The organism is Gordonia sp. (in: high G+C Gram-positive bacteria) (genome assembly GCF_020438995.1).
In the GTDB taxonomy this organism is placed as follows: domain Bacteria; phylum Actinomycetota; class Actinomycetes; order Mycobacteriales; family Mycobacteriaceae; genus Gordonia.
This window is the reverse complement of the sequence record NZ_JAGQTN010000272.1, coordinates 1-11,560: the sequence shown is the minus strand read 5'-3', so window position 1 is coordinate 11,560 and position 11,560 is coordinate 1. Positions and strand designations below refer to the sequence as shown.

8 protein-coding genes are annotated in these 11,560 nt (G+C 68.1%); 6 read left to right on the top strand and 2 right to left on the bottom strand.

Going from position 1 to position 11,560, the window contains the following annotated elements:
• Genes KDB67_RS19020 through KDB67_RS19000 form a run of 5 tightly spaced genes read left to right on the top strand, consistent with a single transcriptional unit; the run spans position 1 to position 7,812 of the window.
• Complete coding sequence (locus tag KDB67_RS19020; protein ID WP_291019231.1) at positions 1–2,370, top strand: hypothetical protein; 2,370 nt, start codon at positions 1–3, stop codon at positions 2,368–2,370.
• Between the two features lie 7 nt (positions 2,371–2,377).
• Positions 2,378–5,092: a hypothetical protein gene (locus KDB67_RS19015; RefSeq protein ID WP_291019228.1), complete on the top strand. Its 2,715-nt coding sequence runs from the start codon at positions 2,378–2,380 to the stop codon at positions 5,090–5,092.
• Positions 5,092–6,120 carry a hypothetical protein gene (locus KDB67_RS19010; protein ID WP_291019225.1) on the top strand — a complete coding sequence of 343 codons (1,029 nt, stop codon included), beginning with the start codon at positions 5,092–5,094 and terminating at the stop codon, positions 6,118–6,120. Before KDB67_RS19015 ends, KDB67_RS19010 begins: the two co-directional genes overlap by 1 nt.
• Positions 6,117–7,256 carry a hypothetical protein gene (locus KDB67_RS19005; protein ID WP_291019223.1) on the top strand — a complete coding sequence of 380 codons (1,140 nt, stop codon included), beginning with the start codon at positions 6,117–6,119 and terminating at the stop codon, positions 7,254–7,256. The genes KDB67_RS19010 and KDB67_RS19005 overlap by 4 nt, the downstream gene beginning before the upstream one ends.
• Before the next feature lie 31 nt (positions 7,257–7,287).
• Complete coding sequence (locus tag KDB67_RS19000; RefSeq protein WP_291019221.1) at positions 7,288–7,812, top strand: TerD family protein; 525 nt, start codon at positions 7,288–7,290, stop codon at positions 7,810–7,812.
• Positions 7,813–7,878: 66 nt separating this feature from the next.
• On the opposite strand, the gene KDB67_RS18995 is transcribed toward KDB67_RS19000, so the two are convergent.
• Complete coding sequence (locus KDB67_RS18995) at positions 7,879–9,000, bottom strand: DUF475 domain-containing protein (protein ID WP_291019219.1); 1,122 nt, start codon at positions 8,998–9,000, stop codon at positions 7,879–7,881.
• Positions 9,001–9,179: 179 nt separating this feature from the next.
• Positions 9,180–9,755 (bottom strand): TerD family protein, encoded by a 576-nt coding sequence (locus KDB67_RS18990; protein ID WP_291019216.1) that lies wholly within the window; start codon positions 9,753–9,755, stop codon positions 9,180–9,182.
• Between the two features lie 240 nt (positions 9,756–9,995).
• Between KDB67_RS18990 and KDB67_RS18985 the strand changes: the two genes are divergently transcribed.
• Entirely contained in the window at positions 9,996–11,327 is a 1,332-nt protein-coding gene (locus KDB67_RS18985) for a DUF1524 domain-containing protein (protein ID WP_291019213.1), read from the top strand.
• Positions 11,328–11,560 lie beyond the last annotated feature (233 nt).

The following is an 11,560-nucleotide window of genomic DNA, read 5'->3' as shown; positions in this document are numbered from 1 at the left end:
ATGACTTCCGGCAACGACGGCAACCTCGACGTCCTGATCCGGTGGTCGCGTGAGGCCGCCGACCGGGGCCTGACGGTACCGGACCCGGCGCGGTTGGTGGAGATCTCGCGTAGTCCCGCCGATTGGTGGCGGGCGGGGACGGACCCGGTGGAACTGGCCTGGCGCCCGACCGTCGACCACCTGCTTCTCCAGGTGCGTCTCGGGGTGGTCGCGGCGGCGGCCGTCGAGTTCCTGCCCGACGCACTGCGCACGCCACCGGGCGTACCACCGGCTCAGGCATTCCCGGCTGAGGTGCTGCCGTCAGAGCCGGAGCCCGAACCCCGGGTCGTCGACCGCGAGACCCTGATCTTCCAGGCGCTCATCGACTGGCGGTCCGCGCAGATCGCCGCCGGTGTCGACGGTGCGGAGGCCATCAAGGACATCACCCTGCGCAACCTGGTCAAGTACAACCAGACCGGCGAGGACGTCATCCGGGTGAAACTGCCCGGCCAGGCCAAAGGGCTGGCCGGCGAGATCGCCGCGGTGTTCGCCCGATTCGGTGAGCCGGAACCGGATACACCGACCGCACCGCGCACGTCGCCCGTGCCCGCCATTTCGCGGCCACCCGAACCCGTCCCCGCACAGACGCGTCCGGCACCGTCGGAACCGCGTACACAAGGCGGCGTGCTGAATCTGACACACGCCGACTTCTGCGACTACGACTATCCCGAGACCGACGTCGAACCGGGCCGGATCACTATCGCCCCGGACGCCGACGGTGTTGCACTGTCGTGGAATCCGTGGCCCGCGCGGGCCGGTGAGGTGGTCGTGTACCGGGTGGTGTCGGCGGACGGGTCCGGTGCCGCTCCGCCGTCGATCTACCGGCCCGAGGCCGGCGAGCTCCTGGCCGCGACGTCATCGACATCCCTGGCCGACGGCCGGTTCCTGAGTTCGGCGGTGCGGCTGTTCGAGGTGTGGTGCCATGTCGGCGCCGACGTGGCGTCGGCATGCGCACAGCAGCCGGTGCGGTGGGCGGTCGGCCACGAGGTGAGCCCCGTCGACTCGATGACCCTCACCGAGGACGGTGGCCGGATCATCGGGCGGTGGACGGTGTTTCCGGGAACCCGTGCGGTGCAGGTGTTCCGGATTCCGCTCGACGGTTCGGGGCCGGCGGTCGGCAATCCGCGTAACCAGATCTGTGTGGGCGCACCCAACCTGACCGGCTTCGTCGATACCGGCGCCGCCCGCGGACGCCGGTTCCTGTACCGGGCCGTCGCCGAGGTCGACCTCGCCGGCACGGTCCGGCTGTCCCGGCCACGGCAGCTGGAAATCCTTGTGCCCGTGGAGCTCAAGCCCATCACCGATCTGCATGTGGAGATGGGCGAGGACCGTAGTACCTTCGGATTGCGCTGGACCACACCGGATGCGGGTCAGAATGTACGGATCTACCGGTTCCCCGCCGAGCCGACCGCCGGCCTGGGCAGTGAGGACCGGGACGAATCCGTCATCGCCGCAGAGGGATTCGTCGACGGTAACCTCATCAAGGATCCGATCGTCGCGCTCGATCCGGAGCGATCGCAGATGGTCGGGGTCATCTGGCCGCCCAACTGGGAACGCGCCTACATCACGCCGGTCACGGTGTCGGGCAACCGGGTCCGGGTCGGCACCACCCGTGTGCACACCAGACCCCTTGCCGCGGTGCAAGAACCGCGGATCGTCGAGCGGTATCACACCCAGCTCGCCACCTTCGGCTGGCCGGCGGGGGCAGCGGCAGTGCAGGCGTTCGTCGGCTCGATGTCGTTGCCGCCGGAGCAGGTATGCGCGCAGCATCCGGCGGCGGAGATCACCAAGCAGGTCCACGAACGCGACGGCGCGCTCACCTTCCGGCCACGTCTGCTGCACTGGTCGGGATGCCAGGTTTGTCTTGTGCCGGTGGCCTATTCGCGTGGTGAGACAATCCGCGGCGAGATCACCTCGTTGGCATATCCGGGTCTCGAACGCCTCGATTACTGGTTCGACACGGTGGCCCCCGGATCGCGACGGTTGCGGCTGATTCTGCGGTCGCACAACGACATCGAATCACCGCCGGCGCTGGTGCTGGTGAACAATCAGCAGCGGCTGCCTCTCGAACCGCAGGACGGACAAGCGATTCTGCTCGATTCACCGACCGGTTCGGTGCCGCATTGCCGGTTCAACGGAGTCCTCAAGGAGGGCCGGGCCATCGGTACGGAGTGGACGTTCGACACCAGCGGGCTACGCGGCTATCTACGATTGTTCGCCACCGACACCCGGCGGCCCCGCGCGGTCGCGCTCTTCGACCCGCCGATGAATCACCTGTTCATCCCGGACCGGTCCCCGCAACCACACCAGACGCCCGGAATGCAGAGGTAGCCCGGTCATGGACAGCACGAAGGCACCCGTCACCACGCCGCGGCCGGCCGCGGCAGCGCGCTCTGCCGCCCAGTTGACATACACCAGTTTCGATACCGGCACGGGTCCGGGCGGGTGGCAGATCAAAGAGGTCACCGGGCACCTGTCCCAGAGCGAGCGGGAGAGCCTGGTCAAGCGAATCGTCACGGCATTCGATCTCGAGCCGCGGCTGCCGCGGTTTCCCGATCAGGACCAGATCGATTCTCGCCCCAGGAGATTGAGCTATCAGGTGATCGGCGGGGTGGGTGCCTACTGGCACACCGTCGACGCCGGTCGCGATGCCTCGGGGCGGCCCGGCAACGTGTTCGCGCACGTGGCGCTGGACCGGCGGCCGATCGCCGCGCGCGCCGACCGGCCCATCGTCCGCTGGCGTTCGCCGGACTGGCTGGTGCCTTACGGGCAGGCGCACGTGGCCGCGGCCACCCTCGCGGGTCCGGAGCTGCCGCGGCCCAACCCCGACATCAATGTGGTGTCGGCAGTGGAGTTTCTGCTCGGCCGCGACATCGACCGTCAGGGGGTGTTCCGGGTGCTGCTCGACGCTGTCGCCCAGGCGATCTCCGGCGGACCATCGGTGGTGCTGCTGACCGACGGCCACGAGAACTCGGCCCAGTGGATTGCGGCGGTGAGTTTCTTTCTGCCGCTTCAGGTTACGCAGGGGTTCTCGTGGACCACCCACGACGGCCCCGACTACGCCGAGATCGACGTCAGCCGTGGTGTGCACCTGATCGCGATGGCCCACGGCGCCGAGCCGGAGCCCGGCCGACCGGCCGGAGCGGTCGTCATCGACGAGAGCGAGGTGCCCGACCTCGGCGACCTGGGCTCGGTGCACCGGGTGGCCCGGGGACAGGTGCCGGTCGGCGTGCTCTCGACGCTCGCCGAGGGGGTACTGGCCGACGAGGAGATCGCGATCCGGGTACTCGCCCGCTGTGAGCAGATCTCGGAGGAGTTCGCCGACGACACGCTGACGCCGTTGTGGCCGTTGGCGATCGCCGTCGAGGAGGATGCGGATCTGGCCGAGTTCCATGCCGATGCGCTCAAGGTGATCGCCGACGACGCACCCGACGGCGTGGATCGAGTGCCATGGGCGGCGCAACGCGTCGGCAAGGCCCGCATGAGCCACCCGCTGACCGCCGACCAACTCTTGACCAGGTTCGTCGAGGCGCACCGGAACAGCAGGCCGGTGGAGGCGATCGGTGCGCAGTTCCTGACCGCTGCGCTCGCCGATGCCCAGTGGATCGCCTGGGGGCCTGTGGAATCGGTGCCGGATGCGCGGGCGGTCGACCTGGCCGCGCTGCGTCCCGCGCTCGACGAACGCATCGCCGAACTGGCCGCCCGAAGCGGATCGGCCGAACCCGCCGAACAAATGATCGAGGGTCTGCGACTGGCCGAGGTCATCGACAGGGTGGGCCGGCGTGGAAGCGAATTCACCAGGGTCACCGGCGAACTCGCCGCGGCTCTGGACGCCGGCGGGCTCCGGGACTTCTTCTGGGCGCCGCCCGATCGCTGGCCCGGCAACTTCGGCGTGCACATCATCGGGCCTGACGTACGGGCGCGCTATCTGCGTCCGATACTTGCCCAGTATCCGGTCGACTATCTGCGGTCGATCCGCTTCGCCGGGTGGTCGTGGATCTTCGAGGACGCCCCCGCCGGTTCGGGTGATATTGCCGGACAGGTGATTCCGGTGCCGGCCAACCCCACCCCGGCCGACGCGTATCTGTATCCTTTCGCCGCGGTGCAGGTGCTCGCGGCCCCGGAGACCGCGCAGGCCGATCGCGCTGTCCGGCGCGAATGGGCCACGGCGGCAATAGAGTTCACTCTCTCCTCGGACCGTTACAGCGACGAGGACTGTCGCGCAGTCGTCGCCGGGATCGTCGGTCTCGAATGTCCTGATGTCGAGGATCTGCTGGATTGGTCGAGCCGGGAGCCCGCCCGGACGGGCTCGGCGTTGCTGCGTGCACCGGTGCTGACCGGGCCGGCCGATCACCGACTGTTCGAACAGGTCATCGCCGGTGATCGTGGGCACGTCCGGGAGGCCGGGATCACCGACGGGACGCTCGCCGCCGCGATGCTGCGCCGATTGTGCACCGAACCGGACAGTGTGCCCCTGACACGCGCCGAATTGCTTGCGGCGGTGGAGATCTGCGTGACGGAGGGCATCGTTTCGGAGCGGCGCTGCGCACCCGACCTGGCCCTGGCCATCTGTACCGGATATGTGGTCGGTCAGCTCGCAGGTGAGCCCTGGGCACCGCCGTCGGGGCCGGGGACACCGTCGCTGGGGGCACTCACCCCGGATCGCCGGTACGTGTCGCCGTTCCTGCTGCACCTGATCCGCCGTGGCATCGTCGACGTGGACCTGCTGGTGGCCCAGTCGCTGCTCGGCCGCATCGACGGAAAACCGCCGGTGCGCACACTGATCGACGTTCCGGGCCTGGCGACCTGGTCGGACCGGATCATCGAGACACTGGCCGCCGATGGCTATCCGCTGCCCGCATCGGTGACCGCGCTGCGTGATGCGGTGTGGCCGGTCCTCGCGCGCGGGTACGCGGCGCGGGCCGAGCGGTTCTTCGCCGAGTATCCGGCCGCGGCCAGGGACTGGCTCAAGGAGTTTCGTGTCACCGCACGTGAGGGCAATCCCGTACGTGATGGGGGGCAGCCGCCCCGAAGCCGGAAGGAGCCACGCTGATGGCCACATTCGTACTCGACGGCAAGGCTTCCGCGGAATTGCCGCGCAGGCCGATCGCCGTAACGCTGATCGTCGCCGGATCGGTCGGCATCGGTGACGGGGGCCAGACCGGTGGCGCCCGGCTGCTGGCACAGGGCCGGGGCGGGCGGACCGTCCGGGTGGTCCAGCACACCGCCGGCCTGCTGATTCTGCCGCGCGTCGACGAGGAGACGGTGGTCTCGGCAGTGCCCGACGGCCGGGACCGGTTCGACCAGGGGACGGTCCTGCATGTGACGCTCGGCCCGGACGACCCGGCCGACATGGGTGCCGATGTCATCGCGCTGACACCCCGCGACGTGTCGGGCCTGAGTTTCATCGAGCTGGCCACGCTCGTGCCCGCCGGCGCTGCCGCGGTGAGCGTCACCACCAAACTCGCCGTGCCCGATGCCCCGCTGCCGCCGGTCGCCGCACAGGCGCGGGCGGCCTGCCGTGGGGTGCTGCATCGCGATCAGGTCGACGAGGACGATCAGGTGAGCGTCGGCTGCGTCGTCGACACCTCGGTGTCGATGGCGTCGTTGTACGCATCCGGTATGGTGGCCGCGGCCGGCGACATCGTGGCCGGTCTGGCGGCGGTCCTCTCGGGTGGGCAGCCGGTCGCTCTCACCACTCCGGGCCCCTCCGGCGCAGGGCAGAACGCTTTCAGCGGTGGCGAACTCGGTGAGCATCTCGGACGGCCGCCGGCGTCGGGATTCGGTTACTCGGTGGATGTGAACGCGGCGATCAGCCCGTTCGACAGGTCGGGGCTGACCGTGGTGGTCACTCACGGCACCGGGGTGGTCGACCTCAACAAAGGCATTGTGGCCCTGGTGCTTTCGGACTCCACGACGGTGTCGGCGCGGCCAGGTTTCGCGGGTGCGATCTGCCCGCTGCCGCCGCCCGGTGTGGACGGCCGCGAATTCCTGTCCGGGCAGCCACAACTCGTCTCGCGGGTGGTCGCCGGACTGCTCGCCGCGTCCGGTCGGACCGGACACCTCGGAGCCGCCCGATGATCAAGTGCCCCCGCTGTTTTCACGATCTTCCCGACGACGAGTTCGCCTGGACGGACAGCGCCGACACACGCGTCGAACTCAACCCGGTCGCCTCCCGGTACGCGGCCGGCGATGTACACACCCGCACCGTGAGTACCGCCCGACGGCCGCCGGACGCCGACCACACCTGGTCGCCGGTGCCCGGGGACGTCACTCATGTCGTCGAGGTGTGCCCGCGCTGCCACTACGAACTGCCGCAGCACTGGCGCTGGGGCGATGCCACCTGCATCGCGATGGCCGGGGCCCGCTACACCGGCAAGACCGTGTACATAGCCGTGCTGATCAAGCAGCTCAAGAAGTTCCTGGAGGCCGTTGACACGGAAGTCACCCCCGCCGACGCGGTGACCGAGCGAACCTACGCCGCCAACTACGAGCGGCCGCTGTTCGAGGAACGTGGGATCGCCGCCGCCACCCCGGCCGCAGCATCGGCCGCACATCAGCCGCCCCTCATCTTCAACATCGGGTTCTGGGGCGAGCGACAGCAGTTCCTCGTCATCCGGGACGTGGCCGGGGAGGATCTGGAGAACGCGGACACCGGCGGGCCGTCGTGGGAGTTCTTCGGTCAGGCGCACGCCGTGCTGTTCCTGTTCGACCCGCTGCGGGTGCGCGACATCTCCGACCAACTCCTGGATCTGGTGCCGCCCACCAACCTGATCGGCGGCGACCCCGGCGACGTGCTGCGCAAGGTGATGGCGCTGATCGGTCACGGCAACCCCAAGATCGGCCTCGTGCTGTCGAAATTCGATGCGCTGCAAGCATTGTCGAAAGTGGAACAGAGCTCGTGGGGGCGGGTGATGGCCAACCCGGGCGCCGCGTTCAACCGCGATCCCGGGCTGATTCCGGCCGAGTACAACGAGCATGACGGCGATCTGCTGCATGCCGAGGTGGTGAGTCTGCTGCAGCGACTGCATGCGGGCCCGATGCTCCGGACACTGCGCAACCCGGTCACCGGGCAGTACTACGAGAACAGATACTTCGCGGTATCGGCGCTCGGGATGCCGCCGGTGGGCGAAAAGCTGCACCGCAGTGGCATCTCACCGTTCCGGTGCCTGGACCCGATCAGATGGGTCCTGGCCTACCGCGGGGTTATCCGGTGACGCGGGGTTATCCGGTGAGGGAGACGCGCACATGGCGATAGATATGACGCGGGACCGGCGCCGCAAGCCGGGCGCAGGGCGGGACAGGGTCACCGTCACCGTCGGGGTCGACGCCGACGCCTCGCTCGGCTACGACGCCGATATGTCCGGCTACGCGCTGGACCGCGACGGCAAGGTCATCTCCAACCAGCACTTCGTCTATTTCAACAACGCAGTGACTCCCGACGGGACGGTCGGCTTCAGCAAGCAGGACTCCGAGCAGACCCTGACGATCGATCTGGCCGGCATGGACCCGCAGGTCGCGCAGGTCGCGGTCGCGGTCACGGTGTACGACGCCGCGGTCGGTTTCGGTCGGGTACCCGGTGCCCGGATCACCGTGCGGCGCGGCGGCGAGGTGCTCGCCGACTACAATCTCAACTCGGGCATGCCCAACGCCCGGTCGGTGGTCTACGGGCGTCTGGCACGCGAATCGGACACCTGGAAGTTCTGGGCCGAAGGCACCGAGTACCCCGATCTCGTCGCGACGGTCGCGAGCTTCGGCGTCACCACCTCCTGAGCAGACATGAACGTCCCGCCCGGACGAATCCGGGCGGGACGTTCATGTGTGACCGCGATGCGTGCGTCAGGCCGCGGTGAGTTCCTTGGCCTGCTCGTTGCGGCGGCGGATGATGCTCGAGACGAGCGCCGCGCCGATCAGCACCACGCCGATGAGGCCGGTGACGACCTCGGGCACGTGGGTACCGATGGAGTACAGCAGGATCAGCGCGAGCGCACCGATCGCCCAGTGTGCACCGTGTTCGAGGTACACGTACTCCGACAGGGTGCCCTGGCGGACCAGGTACACCGTCAGCGAACGCACGAACATGGCGCCGATCAGGCCCAGGCCCAGCGCGATGATGATCGGATCGGCGGTGATGGCGAACGCGCCGATGACACCGTCGAACGAGAACGACGCGTCGAGCACCTCAAGGTAGAGGAACAGGAAGAAGCCGGCCTTGCCTGTGGCCTTGGCCAGGTCGCTCGGGCCGCTGCGAGCGGGCTTCGCGTCTTCGGTGGCCTCGTCCTCGTCGTCCTCTTCGAACTGATCGGTGTGGAACAGTTCGCCGAGTCCGTTGACCACGACGTAGGTGATCAGGCCGAGCGCGCCGGCGACCATGACGGTGGCGCGCTTGTCGTCGGGGGCGATCCATTCGGCGGTGACCACCAGCAGGCCGATCGCCAGCACGATCTCAAGCTGGTCGAGTTTGCCGATCTTCTCCAGCGGACGTTCGATCCAGGTGAGCCAGGTGAGTTCTTTCTCCTCCAGGATGAAGCCGAGGAACAGCATCAGCAGGAACATGCCGCCGAACGCCGCGATCTGCGGATGCGCGTCGGTGATGATCGTTTCGTAGCTCGGTGAGCCGTCGGCGAAGTGCGCGGCGTCGTTGGCCGGCGGGTTGAGTGCCAGGTCGAGGGCTTTGGCCGGATCGAGGCCGGCAGTGAGCCACACGATGGCGAGCGGGAAGACCAGACGCATACCGAACACGGCGATGAGCACACCGACCGTGAGGAAGATTTTCTGCCAGAACTCGCTCATCCGGCGCAGCACGGTGGCGTTGATGACCGCGTTGTCGAAGGACAGGCTGACCTCGAGAATGCCGAGGATCAGGGTGAGGAGCAGGGCCTCCGGTCCGCCATACAGGAACGCGACGATCAGCGAGACGATCGTGATGGCGAAGGAGAGGCCGAATATTCGTAGAACCACGAGAGTTCGCGGGGCCTTTCATGCGGGCAACAGGAAGTGCGCGGTGAACGCGCGGGGATGGAGCGGTTGTCCGCAACGCTGCGGAGGGAGTGACCGGCGAGCGCTCCCGTGCCCAGACCCGGCACTGAATGAGTGCCGGACCCGGGCACGGGAAGTCTCGCCGGCCGGGAGGTGCGGTGTCAGACGTTGACGCCGAAGTCCTGGGCGATACCGCGCAGGCCGGAGGCGTAGCCCTGGCCGATGGCCCGGAACTTCCAGTCGGCGCCGTTGCGGTACAGCTCGCCGAAGACCATCGCGGTCTCGGTGGAGGCGTCCTCGCTCAGGTCGTAGCGGGCGATCTCCTGGCCGTTGGCCTGGTTGAGAACGCGGATGTAGGCGTTGCGGACCTGCCCGAACGACTGCGAGCGGGCCTCGGCGTCGTAGATCGACACGGGGAAGACGATCGAGTCGATGGTCGGGGGGGTGCCCGCGAGGTCGACGTTGATGACCTCGTCGTCACCGTCGCCGCTGCCGGTCAGGTTGTCGCCGAGGTGCTCGATCGAGCCTTCCGGCGAACGCAGGTTGTTGAAGAACACGAAGTGATTATCGGACAGCACCTTCTTGTCCGGGCCGAGCGCGATGGCGCTGGCGTCGAGGTCGAAGTCGGTGCCGGTGGTGGTCCGGATGTCCCAGCCGAGGCCGATCGAGACCGCGGTGAGGCCGGGGGCCTCCTTGGTCAGCGAGACATTTCCGCCCTTGCTCAGGCTCACGCCCATTGTGTATAGCCTTCCGTTGATGTGGTGGTGTGTGGTGCCGACGGTGTGATGCCGACGTCTGTCGTGCCGACATTCAACAGACGCCACTCTATGCGAACACGGAAAGACCGGACATCGTTGAAGCGGATGACACCCGGGCGGCTGCCGTGCCTGTGTAACAATTCTGGCGCCTACGACGGTACAGAACCTGGTGCCGGTGCGGAATGGCCCGCGAGTGGCGTGGGTGTGAGAGTGGAGTGGGTGCGAGAGATGTCATCGGGTTTGCCGGGGGCGGGATGGTTTGCCGATCCGGCGGGCAGTGGCCGGATGCGCTGGTGGGACGGGTCGGGATGGACCGACGGCTTCGCAGATGAGGACGGTGCGTCGCCGTATCCGCCGCCGTCGCCGGTCACCGGTGGTGCACCGGGTGCGCCGCGCCGCCGGTCACCGAAATGGAAGTGGCTCGCGGTCGTGGGCGCGGCCGTCGTCGGGCTGATCGTCGTCGCGGGGCTTGTCGGTTCCCCGGATGACGATGCGGGCACCGTCGACACCGTCGCCGGGTCCTCGACCACCACAACGCCGCCGACCACCTCGTCGAGTTCGTCGTCGGCCAGTCCGTCGGCGGTGGCCACCGGCACCCGGATGCAGGGCCGCGAGGCGATGGTGGCGTTGGGCAAGCTCGACGAACTCGACGTCAAGGGCCGCGCTCCGAAGACCGGCTACAGCCGCGACGAGTTCGGCAGCCGCTGGTCCGACGACGTCGATGTCGAGGGCGGCCACAACGGCTGCGACACCCGCAACGACATGCTCAAGGGTCTCGACGACGTCACCTTCAAGCCCGGCACTCGCGACTGCGTCGTTCTGTCGGGCACGCTGCGCGATCCGTACACCGGCCGCGACATCGAGTTCGTGCGCGGCGAGAAGTCCTCGTCCGCGGTGCAGATCGATCACATCGTGGCCCTGTCGGACGCCTGGCAGAAGGGTGCGCAGAAACTGTCGGCCGACGAACGCCGCGACCTCGCCAACGACCCGATCAACCTGCAACCCACCGACGGACCCACCAACTCGCGCAAGAGCGACGGTGACGCGGCGACGTGGCTGCCGCCCAAGAAGTCGTACCGATGCACGTACGTGTCGCGGCAGATCGACGTCAAGACCAAATATCGCCTCTGGGTGACAACCGCGGAGAAGTCGGCGATGCAACGGGTCCTCGAGACCTGCGGCGCGACGATCACGGAATCTTCGACCACGTCGAGCGAGGCCCCCGCCCGGACCACCGAGACCGAACGAGCCACCGAGACCGAACGGACCCGGACCCGGACACGTACGCCGACGACGACGACCGACACACCCATCCGGACCCCGAACCGGGTGGTCGAGCTCCCCGTCGAGGAGACGGTCACCCCCGAAATGACGGTCGTTCCGGAACCGACGGTCGTGCCCGAGACGACAGAGGTTCCCGACAGCGGCGGCAGTGTCTACTACGCCAACTGCTCGGCGGTCCGGGCCGCCGGGGCCGATCCGATCTATGCAGGGCAACCGGGCTATTCACGCAAACTGGACCGGGACGGCGACGGCGTCGCGTGTGAATAGTCCGATTCGGGTCATACAAATCGGGACATCCGTATGATGTGACGCCGACAACTGCTATTGTCCTCCCGGATATGTGATATCGCGTATCGGTTCGCGGAGGGTAGTGAGTATATGGCTGGGTTGTGGGGAACTCGTCGCATGATCGGTGTGCGGTCGGCGGCATTGGCGACGGTGGCGGCGATGGCCGTGGGTCTGGGCGGTGCGGGTGTCGCATCGGCCGATCCGACCGGTGG